We start from the raw sequence: 24350 nt of genomic DNA on the forward strand, positions 1-24350 counted from the left end.
AATTCCTTTATTAATTAAAATATTAATCTATTTTAATAATTTTATACATAAAGTATCATCTCTCAAAGTGACATTAACAGATTTTCCTAAAAATTTTTTAGGTATTTGATCTGTTAACATATATTTTCCCGATATTGCTATTAATTCAGGATTAAAATTAGAACAAAATATTTGAGAATTCTTATCTCCTTTAACTCCTGCTAATACTTTACCTCTAACTTTACCATAGATATGCACATTACCATCAGATATTAATTCAGCTCCATAATTTACATGATTATTTATAACTAAATCTGAATTATTTGAATAGATTTGTTGGCCTGATCTTATTGGATAATCTAATATTAAAGTTTTCAAAAAATAATTTTGAGAAATTTTTTTTTCAAAATCTTTTATAAAATAATTTTTTTTTTAATATTTGTTTTATGATTTTCAGAAAAAACTAACAAACCAGAATTTAAAATAATTTGTTTGAGTTTATTGTCTTTAAATCCATTAATTCCTATTATGAAAACTTTAATAGATAAAAATTTTTTTTTGATTTTTTTCCAATCTAATAAATAAGCATCTTGTAACTCAGATATATTTAATATTACTGATATATTTTTCATAAAATAGTAAGTTTTACTAATTTTATATTTTAATGAATTTAAAATTTTGGTTATGTTATTGCTTCTCAAATAAATTACCAGTAACATAAAACTATTAACTGTTATTTTAATAGGCATTAATATTTCCTAGAAATGTAACTAATAGTAAATAATCATATTATTTAAATGATAAAAATATAAATAATAATATAACATATTATAATATAATAGTTTAATTATTATATTACGTATTTAACATAATTTTATAAGGAAAAAATATGTTTTATTTAACTAAAACAAGCAAAATAATTTTAAAAAATCAGAAGCTTTTTGAGTATAAAAATGTAATATTTGCAGGAGATATTATAGATAAAATACCAGTTTATCTAAAAACTATTAATAGCATAGTTTATACTAAAAAATATAGTTATTGGAATGATATGAAAAAATACCTAAAAAATAAAATTTTTTTAAATTTTATTTTTTACAAAAAGTATGTATTTAAATGTAATACTTTGATATATTTTTGGCCTAAAAATAAACTTGAAGCTATATTTGAATTAAAAAACATAACTTCATTATTACCTATTGGATTTAACATTTTTATAGTTGGAGAAAGTAAAAATGGAGTAAAAAGTTCTAAAAAAATGCTTGAAAATATAATTGAAATTAAAAAAATAGATAATGCAAGAAATTGTATATTAAATCATGGAATTATTAAAAAAAAAATAAAATTTAAAATAAGTGACTTTTTAAATATATATGTATGGAATAATATAAAAATAGCTAGTCTACCAGGAGTATTTGGTTTTAACAAAATAGATGAAGGAAGTGAATTATTAGCATCTACTTTTAGAAATAATTTTATTAAAGGTAATGTACTAGATATAGGATGCGGCAATGGGATATTGTCCACATCCATATTACAGCAAAATCATAAACTAATAAAAAACATTCTATTAATAGATGATAACTTAACATCTATAGTATCTAGTAAAAACACCTTAAAAATTAATAATCTTAAAGGAACTGTTTTTCCTAGTAATGTATATTCTAATATAAAATATAAAAATTTCTTTGATTTGATTGTTTCTAATCCTCCTATACATATAGGTTTAAGATTAAATTTCAAAATAATAACAAAAATTATTAAGTATTCTAAACATTATCTTAAATTCAAAGGAGAATTAAGAATAGTAGTAAACAAATCATTTTCTTGTAAAAGAATGCCGCATAAAAATTTTAGTATTCTAAAACAAAACGAAAAATTTATAGTATATCAAATAATAAATCAATAAACTTTTAACTGTAAGTTTTTTATTAAAAACTATAAAATTTTATATAAAAAATAAATTAACAATTAAAAATAACATATTATTTATCCTCAAATAAAATTAATAAAATCATATTTTTAATTTAAATTTTTGATTAAATTTTATACCCGGAGCGGGACTTGAACCCGCAAAGCTTTAAAAGCCGAGGGATTTTAAGTCCCTTGTGTCTACCGATTTCACCACCCGGGCAAAAAATAAATAAAATTTATTATCAAAAATTATTTTATTAAAGGCGCGTCCCGGAATTGAACCGGATTATACGGATTTGCAGTCCGTTACATAACCATTCTGTCAACGCGCCGCTTAATTTTTACATTATAACAAAAATATTTAAAAAGTAAAATATTTTATAATAAATAAATCTTAAATATTGTATTATTTTTTTTTATTTGTTAATATAAAATTATATAATATTATAGAGTATATTATTGGAGGAGTGGCCGAGTGGCTTAAGGCAACGGTCTTGAAAACCGTAGATGAGAAATTATCCGAGAGTTCGAATCTCTCCTCCTCCAAACAAATTAAATATAATTTTTATATAAAAAAAATTTTATTATATTAAAACCTAATAAAAACAAACAAATAAAATATATAAAAAAACCAAATAAAAAAGTTAATATTAAAATAATTAATCGAAGAATCAAGTTCTCAAAACTAAGTAAATCGATATAACTAAGTAATAAATAAATAAAAGTAGACATAACAATAGAAGACAAAAAAACACGAAAAAGAAAAAATATCCATCTAAATTTTATATAAAAAAGTTTTTTTTTATATAAAAAATAAAATAATAAAATCAAATTTATCCAAGACGCTAAACTAGAAGAAAGAGCAAAACTGGCATGGTGAAAAATTTCTAAAAAATATAAATTCATAAATTGAGTTAAAAAAAAAGTAAATAACGAAATTAGAGAAGGAATAACAGTATTTTTTTGGGCATAAAATACCTGAATTAAAATTTTAATAAATACAAATGCTATTAATCCTAATGAATAAAATTCTAGAGATTCTTTTGTTTTAATAGTATCAAATTTAGTAAAATTTCCATATTGAAACAAAGATTCAATAATTTCCTGTGATAAAAAAAATAACAAAAAAGAACAAGGTAATGCAAATAAGAAAGAAATACGTAAACCTTTATCTATAACCAACTGATAAAATTTTTTATTATTTAATAATTTTTTCTTTGATAATAAAGGTAGCAAAATAGTACTTAATGAAACTCCTAAAACACTAGCAGGAAATTCTATTAATCTATCAGAATAGTATATCCATGAAATAGATCCAGATTTCAACTTAGATGAAAAGATAGCATTAGTAACAAATGAAATTTGATTTATGAAATTACCTAGTAACAAAGGTAAGAAATTTTTGAAAATTTTAAAATCAGTAAATTTTTTAAAATTTAATTTAGGTAATACCAACATATTTATTTTTTTTAAATAAGGTAACTGATATATACACTGTAATATACCTCCAAAAATAACTCCCCAAGATAATGAATATATAGAAAGATCAAAATATTTAATTCCTACTAAAGAAAATACAATCATACTAAAATTTAATAATATAGGTGATATTGCGGGAATAATAAAATAATTCCATACATTTAAAATAGATCCAATAAATACAGATAAAGATATTAAAATAATATAAGGAAACATTATTTTTAATAAAATTACAGAAATATCTAATTTATCTATAGAATTTATAAAACCAGGAGCTATAAATAAAATAATTGATTTTGAAAAGATATTAAAAAATATAGTTAATAACATTGAAATTAATATTACAAAAAATAATACATTAGAAACAAATTTTTGAATTTCTTTTAAATCATAATCTTTTTTATAAGTAGATAAAATAGGAATAAAAGTTTGAGATAGAGCACCTTCTGCAAGAATACTACGAAAAAAATTGGAAATTTTAAAAGCAATAAAAAAAGAATCTGTATATAAAGAAACACCAAAAAAATAAGCAATAATAAAATCACGAGTAAAACCTAATAATCTAGAAAATATAGTAATAAGACTTACTCCAGCGATAGATTTTATAAAATTCATATGTTGAAAATTACCTAAATAAAATTATTTAATAAAAATATAAGATTTAAAAAATATAAATTTATTAAAATTTAATTTAAAAATTAATAATATATTTTTAGAAAAAAATTTACAAACATATAAAATAAAAAAATCCTCAGATGATAATTAATATATTAATTATAATATAAATCTAAGGATTTAAATATTTTAAAGAAAAAGTAGAATAAACTAATTGTAAAAAATTTTCTAAATAAACAAATATTTTTTATGTATATGTTTAATAAATGAAAAACTTAAACAATTATTAGATATGTTTACTCTAGAATTACTTTTTATTTTAGATGGAATATTATTTAAGCAATTTATTTTATTATATAGTTTACTGTTTTTATTTAAAACAACAATTTTGGTTATTGGAGCACTTGATTGATTCTTAATATGTTTCAAAAAATAAATTTTTTTATTAACTTTATTATCAAATTTATTTTTAGATATTTTTTTATAAATATTATATTTAATTTTTTTATTTAAAATTTTATTTTTTTTTAAAAATAAAATTATAATTAAATAATTAAATATTTGTTTTTTATAAAAACTGTTAATTTTGTGGTTAATAATTTTTATTATTTTAATTTTGTATTTTACATTTAAATTAACTAAATATTTTTTATATATTTTTTTTAATTTTATTTGTAAAGAGTATATAGAATAAGAAAACAAATTTGAAGATAAAAAAAATAATTTTAATTCTACAAATAATATTTGAGCATATAAATTAAAAAATTTATTTTGATAATTTTTACATAAAAAATTCTGTAAATAGTAATTTTGATTTATATTTATAATATAGTATAAATTATTTATAGATCTATTTGATTGTATATATGAAATTTTATATTTATTATTTATAATGTTTATTTTATAAAAATCATTTTTTATATTTATATTTTGTTTAATAAAAAATTTTTTAATATTAATTAAAAAAAATAAAGATTTTTTTTTAAAAATTTTAATAATACTTTTTATATTTTTGCTTAAATAATAAAATTTTTTAAAAAGATAAAAATTATCAAAAAATTTATAAAATATTTTTTTTATATTATAAAAATAATTTTTAAAGACAAAAAAACAATCTAATGTAGCAATATTATATTTTATTAATTTTTTTCTAAAATAGCTAATAGTAATATCTATTATTTTTTTAATTTTATTAAAAAACTTTTTTTTATATTTTATATATAAATTATTGATAAAACAAAAAATTGAATAAAAAAATTTTTTATGAAAATAATTTAGAATTAATTTAGTTATATTAGATATTTTATTAAAAAAATAGTTTACTTTTATAATATTTTTAATATTTAAAGAATAATCTATTAAAAATTTATTTTTTAACTTTGAGTTACTTTTAAAAATACGCAAATCAATTTTATTTTTTATATATTTTTTTTCCAAATAATTTGAAATATCAATTTCATTAATTTTAGAAAGATGATAACTATTTTTTCTAACTTCTTCGCCTTTTTTTATTCTAATAATAGAATAATGGGGAGTATGCATAGATTTATTTGGTATAATTATAGTTTTTCCTCCATTTTGTTTTTTTTGTATTTTATTAATAGTATTACGTTTTTCATTTAATAAATATGATGCTATTTCTATGGGCACAACAGCATGAACTTCGCAAGTATTTTCTTTTAATGACTCTTCTTCAATTAATCTTAAAATTGACAAAGATAAAGATTCGTTATCTCGGATAGCACCAGTACCAGTGCATCTAGGACAAATATGATAATTAGATTCGCTTAAAGAAGAATTTAAACGTTGTCTTGACATTTCTAATAAACCAAACCTAGAAATATTTCCTATTTGTATTCTAGCTCTGTCATTTTTAATAACTTTTTTTAATGTTTTTTCTATTATTTTTTGATGTTTTAATACAGTCATATCAATAAAATCTATTACTATTAAACCACCTAAATCTCTCAATATTAATTGTCTAGATATTTCATTAACTGCTTCTAAATTTGTATTAAAAGCTGTTTCTTTAATATCAACTCCTTTAGTATATCTTGAAGAATTAATATCAATTGATGTAAGTGCTTCTGTTGTATCTATTATAATAGAGCCTCCAGAAGGCAATCTAACTTTTCTTTGAAAAGCTGAATTAATTTGTGACTCAATCTGGTAATGACTAAATAAAGGAGTTTTTCCATTGTACAACTTTACTTTATTAATAAAGTCTAAGCGACCTAATAAATTTATATGTTTATATGAGAATTCTAAAATTTCTGGATTATCTATAATAATTTCCCCTATATCTGGTCTTAGATAATCTCTAAAAGCACGAACTATTACATTACTTTCTTGATGTATTAAAAAAGGAGCCATTTTATTTTTAGCTATTTTTTGTATTTCATACCAATGTCTTAATCTAAATTTTAAATCTAATTTAAGATCTGTAATAGATTTACCTATACCAGCAGTTCTTATAATCACACTCATATTTTCAGGAATGTCTAATAAAGACAAAATATTTTTTAATTTATCTCTATCCAATCCTTCTATACGACGAGATATTCCTCCAGAATTAGGATTATTTGGCATCAAAACTAAATAAATTCCAGCTAAACTAATAAAAGTAGTTAAAGCTGCTCCTTTACTACTACGCTCTTCTTTATTTATTTGAACTATAACTTCTTGACCTTCCTGTAAAACATTTTTGATATCAATGTGATCATTAAATATAAAATTTGATTTCAAATATTCTTGAGAAATTTCCCTAATAGGTAAAAAACCATGTTTTTCTGTTCCATAATCAACGAAAACTGCTTCTAAACTAGGTTCTATTCTAGTTATTTTGCCTTTATAAATATTTGATTTTTTTTGTTTATATCCAGAATTTTCTATATTAAGATTATATAAACGTTGCCCATCAACAAGAGCAACACGAAGCTCTTCATATTGAGTTGCATTTATTAACATTCTTTTCATCATAAATCTCTAGTATAATTTTTGTAAACTTTCATATAAAAAAATAAAATATTTAAATATTAATATATAAAAATATTTTTTATAAAAATAATTATTTATTATTTAGAACAATAAATTCTAAATAATATAAAACTTATTAAAATTTATTATGGTTTTATAAAACTTTTTGTAATATTAATTAATATATAATATTATAAATAAAATATAATTATAAAAAACATAAAAATAAAATTATTTTATTAAATAAAAAATATTTATTTTATAATAAATAAAAATTTTATTGAATATAATCAATTTAAATATAAATTAAATAAACATTTTTGATTAATAAAAAATTAAGAAGAAAAATCTAAAAAATGACACACATCATTATAAACATCGATGAAAATAATATAAATCAAAGAATTGACAATTTTTTAAAAAAAAAATAAAAAAAATACACAAAAATACAATTTATAAAATATTACGTAAAGGAAATATACGTGTAAATAAAAAGAGAGTTAAACCAAAATATAAATTAAAAAATAAAGACATAGTAAAAATAACTAATATAAAATTTCAAAATAAGACTAATAAATATATCGATAAAAATATTATTAAACTAGAAAAAAGTATATTATATGAAGATAATTATTTAATAATAATAAATAAACCAGTTGGAATATCTGTACATGGAGGAAGTGGTATAAATTATGGTATTATAGAAAGAATAAGATTGCTTAGATCTAAAGTTAAATATTTAGAACTTGTACATCGTCTTGATAAAGATACATCTGGAATTTTAATAATAGCAAAAAAAAGATCTACATTAGTATCCTTGCATAAACAAATTAGAGAACTGAAAGTTAAAAAAAAATATTTAACTTTAGTACATGGATTATGGTCTAAAAAAATTAAAAAAGTTGATTTACCTATATTAAAAAATAAAAAAAATAAAGGAATAAACTTAGTCAAAATTAGTTCATTAGGTAAAAAATCTCAGACTATTTTTGAAATCAAAAAAAAATATTTTAATATGACATTATTATATGCAATACCTGTTACAGGCAGAACTCATCAAATAAGAATTCATACATCTCATATAGGAAATCCTATAATTTTTGATAATAAATATGGTAATAAAATATTAGATAATAAAATTAATATTCAAAATTTAAGAAAAAAAATAATATTACATGCATATTCTATGAAATTCATACACCCTAATACTAAAAGTGAATTTTATATACAAGCACCTTTAAGTATAGAATTGAAAAAATACCTAAAAAGTCTAAACAACAATTAAAATATAAAATATTTAAATTAATAAAAGGATATAACATGGCTGTACAAAAAAGCAAACCTACAAGATCGAAAAGAGGAAAAAGAAGATCTCACAGTGCATTAAAAATACCTGCTATTTCTAATGATAGAATTACAGGAGAAAAACATCTATTTCATCACATAACTACAAATAAAAATTACAAAGGAAAAAAATTTTTTAAATAAAAAATTTTTAAATAAAAAATAGTACTGTCAATTAAAAAAATAAATTGACAGTTAAATATAAAAATAATTTAAAAAAATTAAAAGGATTTTCTTATGAAATATGCAGTAATATTTCCAGGACAAAATTTTCAATCTATTAAAAATCTAAATAATCTTGCAAAAAAATATTCTTCGATTAAAAAAAAATTTTATGAAGCATCTGATTATTTAAATTGTAATTTATGGAATATAATACAAAATTTAGATGAAAAAAAAATTAATCTTAATAATTATATACAACCTATTATACTAACAATATCTGTATCTATATATAATATATGGAAACAAAAAAAACAAAAAAAACCTACTATTATGGTTGGGCACAGTTTAGGAGAATATTCTGCTTTAGTATGCTCAAACAGTATAAATTTTGGTGATGCTTTAAAATTAATTATGATTAGAAGTAAATTAATGCAAGAAGTTTCAATAAAAAATGAAGGATTAATGTATGCTATTGTGGGTATAGATAAAAATATTATAAATAACATATGTAATTTAGTTTCAAATAAAGAAATAGTTTCTATTGCAGCAATAAATTCTCCTGATCAAGTAATAATTTCCGGAAACAAAAATTCTATAATTAAAACTATTAAAATATGTAAAAATATTGGAGCAAAATATGTAATTAAATTACCAACAAAAATTCCTTCTCATTGTATATTAATGAAAGATATATCAATTATTTTTAAAAAAAAATTAAAAAAAATAAAATTTAAAAATCCTAAATATTTATTTATAGATAATGCAAATGCAAAATTTATTAATTCTGAATCTGATATTAAAAATTCTCTAGTAAAACAATTATATTGTCCAATATTATGGACAGAAGTTATGAAACTTATAGAAAAAAAAATTTTTTTATCAATTGAAATAGGGACTAAAAATATATTAAGTAATATTAATAAATATTTAACTAAAATCAACTCATTAACAATTAACAATGAAAAAAACTTATATACTGCATTAAAATATATATTAAATAAAAAGGAAAATAATAAAAATGTCTAAAAAAAAATAGCTTTAGTTACAGGAGCTACAAGAGGTATAGGAAAATCTATAGCTCAAAATTTAACAAAAAGTAATTTTTTCGTGATTGGTACATCAACAAATAAGGAAGGAGTTAAACAAATTAGTAATTATTTACAAAATAATGGTTGTGGTTTAATATTACAGTTAGAAAAAATACAATCTATTGATAATATATTTAAAAAATTTAAAAACATAGATGTATTAATAAATAATGCAGGTATTATATGTGATAAATTAATTACAAATATGAATATTGAAGATTGGAATAAAGTAATAGACATAAATTTAAAATCAGTTTTTTATTTATCTAAAAATGTTATAAAACATATGTCAAAAAATAATTATGGGAGAATTATTAATATAAGCTCTATATCTGGATTTACAGGCAATGTTGGACAATCTAACTATTCAGCTTCAAAAGCAGGAATTGTAGGATTTACAAAATCTATTGCATTAGAAGTTGCTTTAAAAGGAATTACTGTAAATAATATATCTCCTGGGTTAATTAATACTAATTTGACTAAAAAATTAACAAATAAACAAAAAATAAAATTTATATCAAAAATACCAATGAAAAGATTTGGTAATGTACAAGAAGTAGCTGATTTAATATTATTTTTAGTCTCAAAAAAATCTTCATATATTACGGGGCAAACTATACATATAAATGGTGGAATGTATATGACTTAATTTTTGTATTTAAAATAGTTTTAAAATTAAATTAGTTTTTAATAAAATTATAAGAGAAAATAAAACATGAGCAATATAAAATCTAGAATAAAAAAAATTATATGTGAACAATTAGATTTAGAAGAAAATAAAATTAAGAATGATTCTTCTTTTGTAGATGATCTAGGAGCAGATTCATTAGATACAGTAGAACTTATTATGGCATTTGAAGAAGAATTTAATATAGAAATAAAAGATGAAGATGCAGAAAATATAACAACAGTTCAAGAAGCAGAATTTTATATTACACAACATATTAATAAATAAATAATTAGAATTTAGTGATGTGATCGCTAAATTCTTTATTTTTCATATAATTAAAATAACATTAAATTATATAAAATATTTTAGTGAAAAAAATGAAAGGCAAATTTATTGTAATAGAAGGAATAGAAGGTGCAGGTAAAACTAGCGCTATTAATTATATAGCTCACATTTTACGGAAAGAACATAAAATAAAAAAAATTAAAATAGTACGTGAACCTGGAAATACACCTATTGCAGAAAAATTAAGAAAGTTAATAAAAAAAGGAAACAAAAATGAAGAACTAACAGACATATCCATGTTATTATTGATCTATGCCGCTAGAATACAATTAATCAAAAAAATCATAAAACCTTCTATAAAAAAAGGTTCCTGGGTAATTGGAGATCGTCATACTTTATCTTCTTTTGCATATCAAGGAGGAGGTTTTAAGATAGAAGATAAAATAATTAACAAAATTCATAAAATATCTATGGATAATTTTAAACCAAATTTGACGTTATTTTTAGATGTTTTACCTTCTATTGGATTAAAACGTATTCTTTCAAGAAAAAATAGAGATATCATAGAAAATAAATCAATTAATTTTTTTAAAAATACTAGAAAAAAGTATATTAAATTAATTAAACATGATAAAAAAATTATAAAAATTAATGCAAATCTAAAAATTAATCAAGTTTATAGATTAATTAAAAATAAATTAAATAGTTGGATAAAAATAGAAAAGTGTTTATAAGTTTACTGCCATGGTTAATTTCTCCTTATGAAAAATTTATTCTAAAACGTAAAAAAAAATTAGCAAATAAAAATATTTTAATAAAATCAGAAGTAGAATTAGGAGCTAAATTTTTATTGTGGCAAATAAGTCGTTTAATATTATGCAAAAATAATAAACATAACAATATTTGTGATAAATGTTATGAATGCAATTTAATGAAATTAAAAAACCATCCAGATTTTTATTATATAAATAGTAAAAAAATAGGAATAGAAGAAATAAAAGAATTAAAATTGAAAATATTTATAAAACCTCAAATAAACCAAAATAAAATAATCTGGTTGTCTAATATAGAAAATATATCAGAATACGGAATAAATTCTTTATTAAAAATATTAGAAGAACCACCTACAAATGTATGGTTTTTAATGTATCATGAAGGATCTACAGAAATCACAAAAACATTAAATAGTAGATGTATTAAATACCTATTAAAAACCCCTGCAGAAAAAACAAGTTTAATGTGGTTAAAAACTAAAAATAATTATACAAAATATACGAATTTAACTGCTTTAAGATTAAATAATAATTCACCTATATTAGCCAAAAAATTCTTAGATAGTTTTTTTATGAAAGAAAAAAATAATTTGTTTAAAATTTTAAATTATTCTATCAATGAATTAAATCTAATGAACTTATTACCTTTAATGCAAAAAAATAACACAATAATTAAAATTAATTGGATATACATTCTATTATTAGATGCTATTAAATTAAAAAATCAAATAAATGAGTATTTAATAAATTTGGATAATCTAAATTTAATTAAAAAACTATCTATGAAATATTCGTATGAAAAATTATTTTTTAGTATAAAATTTTGGATTAAATGTAAAAAAAGAATAATTAAAATAAAAGGTATTAATTATCAATTAATATTGACAGAACAATTATTAAAATGGGAAGAAATTTTAGATTTTAAACAATAAATTAAAAGAGATATATCTTATGTTTTTAGTAGATTCTCACTGTCATATTAGTAATTTAAATTCAATTAATGATAATATTTTAATAAATAATATAATAAATAGAGCTTTTAAAAAAAATATTAAATTTATTTTAGCTGTATCTACATCGATTAAAGATTTTTATAAAATAAAAAAAATAATAAAAAACAAAAAAAATATAAAATGTTCTTGTGGAATTCATCCTTCATATATAAATAATAAAGAAGATTTTACAGAGTTAAAAAAAATATCTAAATATAATTTAGTTATAGCAATAGGTGAAACAGGATTAGATTATTATAAATGTTATACTCCCAAAACAAAACAACAAAATATTTTTCGTAAACATATAAATATTGCGTGCTCAGAAAAAAAACCACTAATAGTACATACAAGAAATGCTATTCAAGATACCTTATCAATATTAAAAGAAGAAAAAGCAGAAAAATGTAGTGGAGTAATTCATTGTTTTAATGAAGATATAATAGCAGCTAAAAAAATACTAGATATAAATTTTTATATTTCTTTTTCTGGAATTATAACTTTTAAAAATACAAATAAATTCATAGATATCATTAAATTTGTTCCTATAAGTAAAATTCTTATAGAAACTGATTCTCCATACTTATCACCTGAACCATATAGAGGTATAAAAAATGAGCCATCTTTTTTAATAGAAATTGCTAAAAAAATAGCTATTATTAAAAATAAAAGTGTTAATGAAATAGCAAAACAAACAACAAAAAATTTTTTTAAATTATTTAATAAAGTTACAAACTTTAACATGAAACATTAACAATTTTTATTTAAATATTTTACTATTGTATTAATTATTATAAAAAAAAATATTTATTATTTAGGATTTTATAAAATGTTCAAAAATTCATTTGCAAACTTGCAAAAAGTAGGTAAATCACTAATGTTACCTGTATCAGTATTACCTATAGCAGGTATTTTATTAGGACTAGGATCTGCCAATTTTGTATTTATTCCTAATATCATGTCACACATTATGGCTGAAGCAGGAAGCTCTGTATTTAATAACATGCCATTAATATTTGCTATAGGTGTAGCATTAGGATTTACAAATAACGATGGAGTTGCTGCTTTAGCTGCCGTGATTGCATATGGCATAATGATAAAGACTTTAAATGTTGTAACATCTTTTAATGTAGTAAATAAAATTTTACTACATAATAGCATTATACCAATTAAACAATTAAATGATACTGGAATATTAGGAGGTATAATAGCAGGAGCAGTAGCTGCATTCATGTTTAATAAATTTTATCGTATTAAATTACCAGAGTATCTAGGATTTTTTGCAGGTAAAAGATTTGTTCCTATTATTTCTGGTTTAGCATCTATTATATTAGGAATAATACTATCATTTATATGGCCTCACATAGGATTTTTAATTAAAAAATTTTCTGAATGGGCTGCTTACCAAAATCCTATTTTAGCCTTTGGAATATATGGAATTGTTGAAAGAACACTAGTACCATTTGGCTTACATCACATATGGAATGTTCCATTTCAAATGCAGATAGGTGAATATATTAACTCTTCAGGCCAAATATTTCATGGAGATATTTCAAGATATATGGCTGGAGATATGACAGCAGGAAAATTATCCGGAGGTTTTTTATTCAAAATGTATGGTTTACCAGCTGCTGCTATAGCAATATGGCATAGTTCTAAAAAAGAAAATAAAGCTAAGATAGGAGGAATAATGCTATCAGCAGCATTAACGGCTTTTCTTACAGGAATAACAGAACCTATAGAATTTTCTTTTATTTTGGTAGCTCCAATTTTATATGTCATTCACGCAATATTAGCAGGTTTAGCTTTTCCTTTATGCATAGCATTAGATATGAAATCTGGAACTAGTTTTTCTCACGGTTTAATTGATTTTTTAGTTTTAAGCGGTCATAGTAATAATATACTATTATTTCCTATAGTAGGAGTGATTTATGGATTAATTTACTATCTTATATTTTATTTTGTAATAATTAAATTTAATTTAAAAACTCCTGGAAGAGAAGAATATTCAAAATATATTTTAACAAAAAAAGATGATTCTGAAATAGCAAAACTTATAGTAGATGCCTTAGGAGGCAAAAAAAATATAAAAAACCTAGATGCTTGTATTACAAGATTAAGAGTAAGTGTTTTAGAAATACAAAAGGTAAATAAAAATAAACTAAATAAATTAGGTGCAGCAGGAGTAATAATTTCAGGATTAGGAGTACAAGCAATTTTTGGTACAAAATCAGACAACTTAAAAACAAAAATAGACGAATATTTAAATAAATAATTCTTATCACAAAATAAATAAAAATTACAAAAAAGAGAATAAATTATGAAAAAAAAAATATTTTTGAAAAAATTATAAAAAAAGAAATAAAATCAGAAATAGTTTACCAAGATGAAAAAATTACAGCCTTTAAAGATATTAATCCTAAAGCTCCTATACATATAATTATTGTACCAAATAAATTTATAAAAAATATGAATGAAATTACTATAAAACATAGCAAAATAATTTTTCATATGTTTTATACAGCAGTTAAAATAGCAAAAATGAAAAATATAGATTTTAGTGGATATAAATTAATTATAAATTGCAATAAAGATGGAGGACAAATAATTCCTTATTTACATATGCATTTAATAGGAGGTATAAAATTAAGTAATTTTATAGTTTAAAACTTCTTAAATTATAATCAGAAATAAAATATAAAATTAACTTTAATATTTTTAAAAAATAAAAATTTATAAGTAATACTAAAAATTATTATTTTATAATAAATTTATTTAATAATTAAGTTAATATTAATTAATAAATTAATATTAACTTATAAAAATAATTTTTATTATATTATATACTAATTATTAATTTTTAATAAATTAGGAATTTTATTATCAATAGGCCATATAATTTTATCATTATTACATATTAACTCATTTTTTGTACTATTAAAAATTAATTTATTAAAACATATTGGACAAGCTAAAATATTTAATAAATTATTATCCATATAAACTCAAAATAAAATGATAATATCATAAAATTATAATATCATAAACTTATATTAAATTTTTATTAAAAAAGCTATAAAATACATTTTTATTCGAAATTATAATATAAATTTTTAAATAGAAATATTTAATTTATAATTAAATAAAAATAAAACAATTTATGATTAACATTTTATTAAAATTAATAGTTAAATTTGATTTTTTGTATTATAAATTTCTATATTCAAAATAAATAAATATAAAATATATTATTTGTAAAATTACATAATAAAAAAACTAAATTTTATTTATATAAAAATATTTATTATTAAAAAATATTAAAATATAAATTAGTATAGTTAATATAAAAAGTATAAATTCGATAAAATTTTTAATTTTTTAAAAAACTGAATTAAATATAAAAATCATAAAAATAAATTTAGTAATCAAAAAATTTAATTTATATATATATATTAAAAAAATTTTAGTTATATAAAAATATAATAATTAAATTAAATTTTATTTTATTAAATTAAATTAGATTTAACTTAAAAAGTAAATTAATATTATTTTTAAAATTTAATTATATTAATTTTTAAAATTAAATATCTTTATAAAAACAAAATTAAAATATTATATTTAATATATAGATTTAAGAAAATAAAATTAAAATAAAAATATTTTTTACATAATTGTGACTTTAAAAATAAATATAAATAAAATTTTAAAAATTAGCATTATGTATTGTTCTTGGAAAAGGAGCTATATCTTTAATATTTTTAATACCTGTAACATAAGATAAAAGTCTTTCAAATCCTAAACCAAAACCAGAATGAGGAACTGTACCATAAACACGGAGATCACGATACCACCAATAATCTTCTTTTTTTAGTCCTAACTCTTTAATTCTATCATCTAACTCTGTTAATCTCTCTTCTCTTTGAGATCCTCCAATTAGTTCACCTACTCTAGGTACTAATAAATCCATAGAAGCTACGGTTTTATTGTCATCGTTTAGTCTCATATAAAAAGCTTTCATACTTTTAGGAAAATTTTTAATAAAAACAATTTTTTTAAAATGTTGTTCACAAATATATTTTTCTTGTTCTGATGATAAATCATCTCCAAACAATATTTTTTTATTATTAAAGTTTACATTAGCATTATTTAATATTTCAATTACTTCACAATAATCAATTTGTATAAAATTATATTCTAAACTTTGTTCTAATTTATCTAATAAATTTATATTCGTATATTCTGAAAAAAAAATAAGTTCATCTTTACATTTTTTTAATAAAATATTAAATAAATATTTTAAAAATAACTCAACAAAAATTATTATATGATTTAAATCACTAAATGCTATCTCTAATTCTAACATCCAAAATTCTGATAAATGTCTACTTGTATTTGAGTTTTCAGCTCTGAAAGTAGGACCAAAAGAATAAACGTTAGATAAAGCACAAGCATATGCTTCTAAATTTAATTGACCAGAAACAGTTAAAAATGTTTTTTTACCAAAAAAATTATCTTTATAAATACCATGATTAAAATTATAATCATTTTTTGTTTTTTGAGAAGACGATGAAACAGAAAAAGTATCTCCAGCGCCTTCAGTATTAATACTTGTAATTATAGGAGTAGGAACCCAAAAAAAACCTTTACGATGCAAAAATTTATGCAAATAATAGTTTAGAGTATTTCTTACTCTGGATATTGATCCTATGATATTAGTTCTAGGCCTTAAATGAGCTACTTCTCTTAAATATTCTAAGGTATGTTTTTTAGAAGAAATAGGATATGTATTTGGATTAAATACTGATCCAGCAATTTTTATTTCTTTAGATAAAATTTCATATTTTTGTAAATTACCTAAAGAATTTATTATTTTTCCTTTAACAGTTAATGAACATCCTGTTGTTATATTTATAATTTCACTATAATAATTATTTAAAGTATTTTTAGATATTATTTGTATAGTATTTAAACAAGAACCATCATATAAATTAATAAAAGAAATACCTATTTTAGAATCTCTTTTTGTACGAACCCAGCCATTAATAATAATATCAGAGTTTAGATTAAAATTACCTTGATATATATCTTTGATAGTAATAACTTTCATTAAATTACCTTATCTTAAATTTCTTTATTTTTACCAGTATATTATAAAATGTACTGATAAAAATAAAGAAATTTACTAAAAGTTATTTTTTATATTACATATATTAAAAGCTTTCTTTAAAGAAAGAATAAAATCTTTATCATAACAAACAGTTTTTCCTGGACTATCTGATAGTTTAGCAACTGGCTTATTGTTACATTTTATTAATTTTATAACTATATTAAGAGGTTTTATATGAGGAATATCACATGTTAATTTAGTACCCAAACCAAAAATTAAATTTACTCTATTACTAAAATGACGATATAAATATATAATTTTATTAAAATTTAAATTATCAGAAAATAACAAAGTTTTTTTTATAGGATTTATACCTAATTTATTATAATGATTTAATATTTTTTCTCCCCAAATAAAAGGATTACCAGAATCATGTCTTACTCCTTTATAACGATTAGCAAATTCAAAATTAAAATCATTCAAAAATGCATCAGAAGTAATACAATCTGTAAGAGCAATATTCAAGTGATTATCATATTGATCTAGCCAAATCTTTAAAGCCAATCTTTGACTATACTTTAATTTTTTACTAATTTGCTGATGAGCTTGAAACCATTCATGTGATTGAGTACCAACTGGTTCTATTTTTAATAAACGAGCTATATGATAATTGCTAGAACCTATAAACCAAGGAAATTCTTTAATAAGAGTTTTTATAATATTAAAATGAACCGTATAAGAAAATCGTCTTCTAGTACCAAAATCTATTATTTTTAATTTAGATAAATCAAGATCATTAGTATTTTTTTTAAAATGATCAATTTTTTCATATAAATAATTGATAGCATGCTTTGAATTAATTTTAGAATTACGATTTTTATGAACTATTTCACTAATTAAAGCTAATATAGGAACTTCCCATAATATAACTTCTCTCCAAGGACCACTAATACTAATTTGTAATTTACCGTAATAATTATTTAATTTAATTTGATTAGTGTCATAACGAAATTTTTTTAACCAATTTATATAATCTTTTTTAAAAAATGGTAATGATGAGATGTATTTAAATTCTATATCACTCAATTTTAAATTATCCATCATTTTAATTTGATACATTATCAGATCAGAATAATACCCTAAATAATCATTATCACGACAAATAAGTTTAGCTACTACATTAATATTATAATAACTGTAAAATACAGCTTGTTGCATATATAATTTATATGCATCTGTATCAAGAAAATGTTTCAATATAGGATATTCAAATTTTTTAAAATAATTTTTAATCATTATATTTGTATAGTACATTTTTATGGAATAAAAATAATTTACAAAAATGTTTTAAAAATATATTTTCGTAAATTAATTTTTAATATATATAAAATTTTAAATAAAAATATATAAAAAACCTATTGTTATAGAAGATTATAAGTCTTATTAAAAAAATTATATTTACAAGCCAAAGAGCAATATTTATCTAAACTATTCCTGCAATATTTACATTGTATAAAAAGCAAATGACAAGAACTATTTTTACAATTTATATAAGTATCACAAAGATTATTACATTGATGACAAGAAGATATTATGTTATTTGAATAATCTTCAATCATACGCGCATCAAAAACAAAGAGTTTTCCTTGAAAGTAATTAGGTAAATTAAACTTATGTACATCACGTAAATATTTTAAGATACCACCTTTTATATGATATACATTTTTAAAATTATTATTAAGTAACAAAGAGGTAGATTTTTCGCATCTAATACCACCAGTACAATACATTAATATCTTTTTATTTTTAAATTTTATTAATAAACTTAATATATCTTGCATTTGTTGTTTAAAAGTTTTAGCTCTAACATTTATAGAATTTACAAAATGTCCTATTTCATACTCATAATAATTACGCATATCTACTAATACGGCAGAAGAATCTTCAATCATATTATTAACTTCTATAGCATTTAAATATATTCCATTATTTTTATTATTAAATTTATTACAAATAATACCATCAGAAACAATTTGTTTTTTAATTCTGACATACAATTTATTAAATGGTATTTTACTATAACTTAGGGCTAAATTCATATACAAATTATTTAATTCAGATTTTAAAAGATATATGAATAATTTCATTTTATGATAAAAAACCAAAGGTACACTAATTTGAGCATTAATACCTTCAAAAGATATATAAACTCTACCTAAAATATTCATTTTATTAAAATTTATATGAATAAAATCACGAAATAATTCCGGTTTACTAATATAAAAATATTTATAAAAAGAAACTATCTTAATTTTATGTATTTTATTTTTTTTTTTGTTCAACAAACTTTTTTTATCTTTACTCAACAAAAATGACATTAAATTCACCAAATATTTATATAATTTTAAATTTATATTTTAAAAGCTAACTATTTATCAAAAATATCATTTATAATAAAAATATAATTTTATAGTTTATTTATTAAATTAATTCTAGAGATAATTTTTAATTTATTTTTTCTTAAAGATGTAATTCTTGATTTAGAATCAAAATATAATTTTTTAGGAGCTTTAATTATAAAATTGTTATTTAATAATCTAGATTGTAAAATATCTATTTCTTTATCTATTAAATTTAACTTTTTATTTAAACTATTTAATTCCCTTTTTTTATCTAATAATCCTTTTAAAGGTATTAATAATTCCATTTCATTTATAAAAGTAGATATAGAATAATCTATAATTTTGTTACTGCTATCTGATATAAATTTAATTTTATTTAAAAATAATATTTTAATAAGGAAATAACTAATTTTATTTATCTGATAAACTTCTTTTTTATTTAAATTATTAAAAACTAATATTAGTGGTTGTGATTTACTAATATTCATATTACAACGAGTATCTCTTACAAAAATTATAATTTTTTTTAATAAAGATACATATTTAACAGATGAACCTGATAACTTATTTTTATCAAAATTAGGAAAATTTTCTAACATAATAGATTCAGAATTAGGAGATTTTAACAATTTAATACGTTGCCATATAGTTTCAGTTATAAAAGGTATAATAGGATGAGATAGTTTCAGAATAGAATCTAAACATTCTAATAATGTATATAAAGTACTATTTATTTTTTTTTGAATATTTAATTTAATGTTTATTTTAGCTAATTCTAAATACCAGTCACAAAATTCACTCCAAATAAAATTATATAAAATTCTTGTAGCTATATCAAATCTATACTCATCTAAAGCATTTCTATATAACTTAATAGTTAAATTCAATTTAATAAATATCCATTTATCTATAAATGATAATTTAATATTTTTAATAATATTATTATATTTAAATTTATCTATATTAGTTATAACAAATCTACTAGCATTCCATAACTTATTACAAAAATTTTTATAACCTATCAATCGATTCATATCCCAATTAATATCACGACCAGTTGAAGCTAAAGCAGCAAAAGTAAATCTCAAAGCATCAGTACCTGTACCTTCTATACCTTTAGAAAAAAAATTTTTAGTATAATTCTTAACTTTTTTAATTGTATTTGAATCATTTAAATGATTAGTTCTTTTAAAAATTAGTTCATCTAAAGTAATTCCATCTATAATATCTAACGGATCAATTATATTACCTTTTGATTTAGACATTTTATTACCTTCTTCATCACGAATTAATCCAGTAATGTATATTTCTTTAAAAGGAATTTGAGGAACGTTATTAGAATCTTTAATAAAATACATAGTTAACATAATCATTCTAAAAATCCAAAAGAAAATAATATCAAAAGCACATACTAAAACATTTGTAGGATGAAATGTTTTTAAATCACTATTACAATTAGGCCAACCTAATGAAGCAAAAGTCCATAAACTAGAAGAAAACCAAGTATCTAAAACATCACAATCTTGTTTTAATTTTATATTAGAAGATAAATTATTTTTAATTCTAACATCTAGTTCATTATTTCCAACATAAATATTTCCATCTCTATCATACCATGCAGGTATTCTATGGCCCCACCATAACTGTCTAGAAATACACCAATCTTTGATGTCTTTCATCCAAGAAAAAAACATACCTTCATATTTTTTAGGTATAAATTTAATCTTTTTATTTTTTACAGCATCAACAGCTGTCTTAGATAATAAATCTACTTTTAAATACCATTGATCTGTTAACATAGGTTGGATAATAGAATTACTACGATCTCCATAAGGAGTAGATACTTCATAAAAATTAAATTTATCCAATAAATTTAATTTTTCTAGTTCTTTTATAATATATTTTTTAGCATCAGATATAGACAAATTATGAAGTTTTAAAGGAACAAAAGTATCATAAATATTTGATTTATACCCTTGATAATCATATATCTCTAATATATTTTTAATATTTCCATCAAAAGTAAATATGTTTATCATAGGTAACTTATGTCTAATAGCTAATTGATAGTCATTAAAATCATGAGCAGGAGTAATTTTAACACAACCAGTTCCTTTATTTATATCAACATATTTGTCACTAACTATAGGAATATATCTATTAATTATTGGAACAGATACAGTTCTACCTATTAAATTTTTATATCTATCATCATTAGGATTTACAGCTATAGCTGTATCCCCTAATAAAGTTTCAGGACGAGTTGTAGCAACTATTATGTAATCATTATTCACAGTACTACTAGTATTAAATTTTAATTTATCTTTTAATAAAGGATAACGTATATACCAAATGTATCCTTTTTTAGAAATATGATTAACTTCTATATCAGATATTACTGTTCTTAATTTAAAATCCCAATTAACTAGTCCTTTTCTACGAATAATTAATTTATTATTATATAACTCAATAAATGCAGTTTTAACTGCTTGAGAAATACCTTCATCTAAAGTAAATCTTTCTCTATCCCAATCAACAGAATTACCCAATCTTCTCATTTGAGAATTAATATTATTTTTAAACTTTTTTGTCCACAACCAAACTTTTCTTAAAAAATCAGATCTATTATACTCAGTTCTTAATTTTTTTTCTTCATCATAAATTTTACGTTCTACAAGAATCTGAGTTGCAATACCAGCATGATCTGTTCCAACTTGCCATAAAGTATTTTTACCTTTCATCCTATTATATCTGATTAAAATATCTATAATTGTATGCTGAAATGCATGACCCATGTGTAAATTACCAGTAATATTAGGAGGAGGTATAACTATACAAAAACTTTCATTTTTATTGTTTGGTTTAAAAAAACCTTTTTTTTCCCAAAACTTATATAATTTTTCTTCAAATTTTGAAGGAATATACACTTTTTCCATAAAAATATCTTTTTAAAGTAAAATATGAAAATTATTTAATATCATATTTGTAATGTTTATAAAAATAATTAAAATTTATTAATTAATATTAAAATAAATTAATTTTTGATAATATTAGATAAATTAAGTAAAAATTGAGCAATTAAGAATAAAGGTCTGCCAGTAGATCCTTTATTAACTCCTGAATTATATGCAGTTCCAGCAATATCAAAGTGAGCCCATTTATAATTACCTATAAAATGAGACAAAAAACAAGCAGCAGTGATTGCACCTGCAGATTTATTTCCTATATTAGATATATCAGCAAAGTTAGATTTTAATTGTTCTGAATATTTTTTAAATAAAGGAAGATTCCATGCTGTATCGCCTGTTTGATTAGAAGCGCGCAAAAGATCTGATGATAAGGAGTCATCATTAGAAAATAAACCATGAATATCTTTTCCTAAAGCAACAACACAAGCACCTGTAAGAGTTGCTATATCTATTACTATGTAAGGATCAAATCTATTTATATAAGTTAATACATCACACAATACTAAACGACCTTCAGCATCAGTATCTAAAACTTCTACAGTTTTTCCAGACATTGTTCTAACTATATCTCCTGGTCTAAATGAATTATTACCAGGCATATTTTCACAACCAGCTAATACCCCTATAACATGTAAAGGTAATTTTAATTCTGCAAGAAAAACCATAATTCCATAAACTACAGCAGCTCCACACATATCATATTTCATTTCATCCATATTAAAAGAAGGTTTTAAAGATATTCCCCCAGAATCAAAAGTTAAACCTTTACCTATTAAAACAATTTTTTTATCATATAAATTATCAACTATTGTATTTTTAAATTCTATTAAAGACATATATGATTTATTATAAGAACCTCCTCCTACAGCTAAATATGCAGACATACCCAATTCTTTCATTTTATTTTCGTCGATTATTTTAACTTTAATAAAATTATTATATTTATTTAATAAATCTAAAGAAACTTCAGATAAGTACAAAGGATTACATACATTAGGGGGCATATTACCTAGATCTTTGGCTTTATTTAAACCAATAGAAATAGATAAAGAAATCTTTAATGCATTTTTTACAATATTAATATCTTTACTATTATTAACATTTAAAATTATTTTATTTAGTAAAATACTATCATTTGACTTTTTAAAAAATAAAAAATTATAAATTTTGTCTTCGACAGACTCTATTAAAAATCTGGTTTTCCAATATATATCTAGATTTTTAATATGTAAATCTAAAAATAAATAAATAACTTCTTGAACATTTATGTCATTTAATATAGAAATAGATTTATATATTAACTTCTTATACTTAACTAAATCAAATTTTTTTTGTATTCCACAGCCCATAATCAAAAACTGGTTATTATGAGAATTATTTGAACTATTTATAAAAGTATATTTACCAAAATTAGTGTTAAGTTTACTATTTTTGACTAAATATCTCAAATATTTATTAATATAAATATTTGAATATGTAATTGTGTTTGTCTTATTAAAACAATCAAAAACTCCCAAAACAAAGAATTTATTATTTAAATTTTTAATTTTTATTTTACAAATATCATATTTCATTTTTTTTGTCTTATTAAA

The 24350-nt window shown here is 20.1% G+C and carries 21 protein-coding genes and 3 tRNA genes; 12 read left to right on the top strand and 12 right to left on the bottom strand.

All coding sequences use genetic code 11. The annotated features are described in order from the left end of the window. Window positions 1-27 precede the first annotated feature (27 nt). Window positions 28-396, bottom strand: a complete 369-nt coding sequence (gene minC / locus AB4W60_RS01520) for a septum site-determining protein MinC (protein WP_367676323.1) — start codon at window positions 394-396, stop codon at window positions 28-30. Continuing rightward, entirely contained in the window at window positions 393-728 is a 336-nt protein-coding gene (locus tag AB4W60_RS01525; protein ID WP_367676019.1) for a hypothetical protein, read from the bottom strand. Before AB4W60_RS01525 ends, minC begins: the two co-directional genes overlap by 4 nt. 140 nt (window positions 729-868) lie before the next feature. On the opposite strand from AB4W60_RS01525, the gene rsmC reads away from it, so the two are divergent. Continuing rightward, window positions 869-1888, top strand: coding sequence for a 16S rRNA (guanine(1207)-N(2))-methyltransferase RsmC (gene rsmC / locus AB4W60_RS01530; RefSeq protein ID WP_367676020.1), 1020 nt, complete (start codon window positions 869-871; stop codon window positions 1886-1888). Window positions 1889-2028: 140 nt separating this feature from the next. Here rsmC and AB4W60_RS01535 read toward each other — a convergent pair. After that, a tRNA-Leu gene (locus tag AB4W60_RS01535) sits at window positions 2029-2113 on the bottom strand. Window positions 2114-2154: 41 nt separating this feature from the next. Then, window positions 2155-2225, bottom strand: a tRNA-Cys gene (locus AB4W60_RS01540). Between the two features lie 129 nt (window positions 2226-2354). Here AB4W60_RS01540 and AB4W60_RS01545 point away from each other — a divergent pair. Further along, a tRNA-Ser gene (locus tag AB4W60_RS01545) sits at window positions 2355-2439 on the top strand. Window positions 2440-2445: 6 nt separating this feature from the next. Here the strand turns inward: AB4W60_RS01545 and murJ are convergent. Then, on the bottom strand, window positions 2446-3987 hold the full coding sequence (gene murJ / locus AB4W60_RS01550; protein ID WP_367676021.1) for a murein biosynthesis integral membrane protein MurJ: 1542 nt from the start codon (window positions 3985-3987) through the stop codon (window positions 2446-2448). A 228-nt stretch (window positions 3988-4215) separates the two neighbouring features. Next, the gene (rne, locus tag AB4W60_RS01555; RefSeq protein ID WP_367676022.1) at window positions 4216-6963 is read right to left on the bottom strand and encodes a ribonuclease E; all 2748 of its coding nucleotides are present in this window, start codon (window positions 6961-6963) and stop codon (window positions 4216-4218) included. A 460-nt stretch (window positions 6964-7423) separates the two neighbouring features. Here rne and AB4W60_RS01560 point away from each other — a divergent pair, with 460 nt between their 5' ends. The 10 genes from AB4W60_RS01560 to AB4W60_RS01605 all read left to right on the top strand — a co-directional run bounded on the left by AB4W60_RS01560 (window position 7424) and on the right by AB4W60_RS01605 (window position 14947). Then, on the top strand, window positions 7424-8248 hold the full coding sequence (locus tag AB4W60_RS01560) for an RluA family pseudouridine synthase (RefSeq protein ID WP_367676324.1): 825 nt from the start codon (window positions 7424-7426) through the stop codon (window positions 8246-8248). A gap of 35 nt (window positions 8249-8283) precedes the next feature. Continuing rightward, a complete protein-coding gene (gene rpmF, locus AB4W60_RS01565; protein ID WP_367676023.1) occupies window positions 8284-8451 on the top strand; it encodes a 50S ribosomal protein L32 in 168 nt (55 codons plus the stop codon). Window positions 8452-8544: 93 nt separating this feature from the next. Beyond that, on the top strand, window positions 8545-9498 hold the full coding sequence (locus tag AB4W60_RS01570) for an ACP S-malonyltransferase (RefSeq protein ID WP_367676024.1): 954 nt from the start codon (window positions 8545-8547) through the stop codon (window positions 9496-9498). Between the two features lie 6 nt (window positions 9499-9504). Then, window positions 9505-10209, top strand: coding sequence for a 3-oxoacyl-ACP reductase FabG (fabG, locus tag AB4W60_RS01575; protein ID WP_367676325.1), 705 nt, complete (start codon window positions 9505-9507; stop codon window positions 10207-10209). A 66-nt stretch (window positions 10210-10275) separates the two neighbouring features. After that, complete coding sequence (acpP, locus tag AB4W60_RS01580; RefSeq protein ID WP_343182872.1) at window positions 10276-10515, top strand: acyl carrier protein; 240 nt, start codon at window positions 10276-10278, stop codon at window positions 10513-10515. A gap of 92 nt (window positions 10516-10607) precedes the next feature. Further along, entirely contained in the window at window positions 10608-11249 is a 642-nt protein-coding gene (tmk, locus tag AB4W60_RS01585; RefSeq protein ID WP_343188454.1) for a dTMP kinase, read from the top strand. Further along, window positions 11240-12220, top strand: coding sequence for a DNA polymerase III subunit delta' C-terminal domain-containing protein (locus tag AB4W60_RS01590; protein ID WP_367676025.1), 981 nt, complete (start codon window positions 11240-11242; stop codon window positions 12218-12220). Before tmk ends, AB4W60_RS01590 begins: the two co-directional genes overlap by 10 nt. 19 nt (window positions 12221-12239) lie before the next feature. Beyond that, on the top strand, window positions 12240-13034 hold the full coding sequence (locus AB4W60_RS01595; protein ID WP_367676026.1) for a TatD family hydrolase: 795 nt from the start codon (window positions 12240-12242) through the stop codon (window positions 13032-13034). Between the two features lie 75 nt (window positions 13035-13109). Further along, entirely contained in the window at window positions 13110-14555 is a 1446-nt protein-coding gene (gene ptsG, locus AB4W60_RS01600; RefSeq protein ID WP_367676027.1) for a PTS glucose transporter subunit IIBC, read from the top strand. A 38-nt stretch (window positions 14556-14593) separates the two neighbouring features. Next, window positions 14594-14947 carry a histidine triad nucleotide-binding protein gene (locus AB4W60_RS01605; RefSeq protein WP_343188879.1) on the top strand — a complete coding sequence of 118 codons (354 nt, stop codon included), beginning with the start codon at window positions 14594-14596 and terminating at the stop codon, window positions 14945-14947. Window positions 14948-15126: 179 nt separating this feature from the next. Here AB4W60_RS01605 and AB4W60_RS01610 read toward each other — a convergent pair whose 3' ends face one another. From AB4W60_RS01610 to AB4W60_RS01635, 6 genes are all read right to left on the bottom strand, one after another. Then, complete coding sequence (locus AB4W60_RS01610; RefSeq protein ID WP_343188458.1) at window positions 15127-15279, bottom strand: Trm112 family protein; 153 nt, start codon at window positions 15277-15279, stop codon at window positions 15127-15129. A gap of 704 nt (window positions 15280-15983) precedes the next feature. Then, window positions 15984-17387 carry an asparagine--tRNA ligase gene (gene asnS / locus AB4W60_RS01615; protein ID WP_367676028.1) on the bottom strand — a complete coding sequence of 468 codons (1404 nt, stop codon included), beginning with the start codon at window positions 17385-17387 and terminating at the stop codon, window positions 15984-15986. A 75-nt stretch (window positions 17388-17462) separates the two neighbouring features. Continuing rightward, window positions 17463-18683, bottom strand: a complete 1221-nt coding sequence (pncB, locus tag AB4W60_RS01620; RefSeq protein ID WP_367676029.1) for a nicotinate phosphoribosyltransferase — start codon at window positions 18681-18683, stop codon at window positions 17463-17465. A gap of 125 nt (window positions 18684-18808) precedes the next feature. Next, on the bottom strand, window positions 18809-19765 hold the full coding sequence (locus AB4W60_RS01625) for a rhodanese-related sulfurtransferase (RefSeq protein ID WP_367676030.1): 957 nt from the start codon (window positions 19763-19765) through the stop codon (window positions 18809-18811). A gap of 89 nt (window positions 19766-19854) precedes the next feature. Continuing rightward, window positions 19855-22725, bottom strand: coding sequence for a valine--tRNA ligase (locus AB4W60_RS01630; RefSeq protein WP_367676031.1), 2871 nt, complete (start codon window positions 22723-22725; stop codon window positions 19855-19857). 98 nt (window positions 22726-22823) lie between these two features. Then, window positions 22824-24332 (bottom strand): leucyl aminopeptidase, encoded by a 1509-nt coding sequence (locus tag AB4W60_RS01635; protein ID WP_367676032.1) that lies wholly within the window; start codon window positions 24330-24332, stop codon window positions 22824-22826. Window positions 24333-24350: the final 18 nt, after the last annotated feature.

Origin of the sequence: Buchnera aphidicola (Neophyllaphis podocarpi) (genome assembly GCF_964059055.1) — a bacterium.
Taxonomy (GTDB): Bacteria; Pseudomonadota; Gammaproteobacteria; order Enterobacterales; family Enterobacteriaceae; genus Buchnera_M; species Buchnera_M aphidicola_A.

What these genes read in the sequence shown, in the direction of transcription:
- AB4W60_RS01525 (WP_367676019.1), bottom strand. Translation starts at nt 728, where the DNA reads ATGCCTATTAAAATAACAGTTAATAGTTTTATGTTACTGGTAATTTAT.
- rsmC (WP_367676020.1), top strand. Translation starts at nt 869, where the DNA reads ATGTTTTATTTAACTAAAACAAGCAAAATAATTTTAAAAAATCAGAAG.
- murJ (WP_367676021.1), bottom strand. Translation starts at nt 3,987, where the DNA reads ATGAATTTTATAAAATCTATCGCTGGAGTAAGTCTTATTACTATATTT.
- rne (WP_367676022.1), bottom strand. Translation starts at nt 6,963, where the DNA reads ATGAAAAGAATGTTAATAAATGCAACTCAATATGAAGAGCTTCGTGTT.
- rpmF (WP_367676023.1), top strand. Translation starts at nt 8,284, where the DNA reads ATGGCTGTACAAAAAAGCAAACCTACAAGATCGAAAAGAGGAAAAAGA.
- AB4W60_RS01570 (WP_367676024.1), top strand. Translation starts at nt 8,545, where the DNA reads ATGAAATATGCAGTAATATTTCCAGGACAAAATTTTCAATCTATTAAA.
- acpP (WP_343182872.1), top strand. Translation starts at nt 10,276, where the DNA reads ATGAGCAATATAAAATCTAGAATAAAAAAAATTATATGTGAACAATTA.
- tmk (WP_343188454.1), top strand. Translation starts at nt 10,608, where the DNA reads ATGAAAGGCAAATTTATTGTAATAGAAGGAATAGAAGGTGCAGGTAAA.
- AB4W60_RS01595 (WP_367676026.1), top strand. Translation starts at nt 12,240, where the DNA reads ATGTTTTTAGTAGATTCTCACTGTCATATTAGTAATTTAAATTCAATT.
- ptsG (WP_367676027.1), top strand. Translation starts at nt 13,110, where the DNA reads ATGTTCAAAAATTCATTTGCAAACTTGCAAAAAGTAGGTAAATCACTA.
- AB4W60_RS01610 (WP_343188458.1), bottom strand. Translation starts at nt 15,279, where the DNA reads ATGGATAATAATTTATTAAATATTTTAGCTTGTCCAATATGTTTTAAT.
- asnS (WP_367676028.1), bottom strand. Translation starts at nt 17,387, where the DNA reads ATGAAAGTTATTACTATCAAAGATATATATCAAGGTAATTTTAATCTA.
- pncB (WP_367676029.1), bottom strand. Translation starts at nt 18,683, where the DNA reads ATGATTAAAAATTATTTTAAAAAATTTGAATATCCTATATTGAAACAT.
- AB4W60_RS01625 (WP_367676030.1), bottom strand. Translation starts at nt 19,765, where the DNA reads ATGTCATTTTTGTTGAGTAAAGATAAAAAAAGTTTGTTGAACAAAAAA.
- AB4W60_RS01630 (WP_367676031.1), bottom strand. Translation starts at nt 22,725, where the DNA reads ATGGAAAAAGTGTATATTCCTTCAAAATTTGAAGAAAAATTATATAAG.
- AB4W60_RS01635 (WP_367676032.1), bottom strand. Translation starts at nt 24,332, where the DNA reads ATGAAATATGATATTTGTAAAATAAAAATTAAAAATTTAAATAATAAA.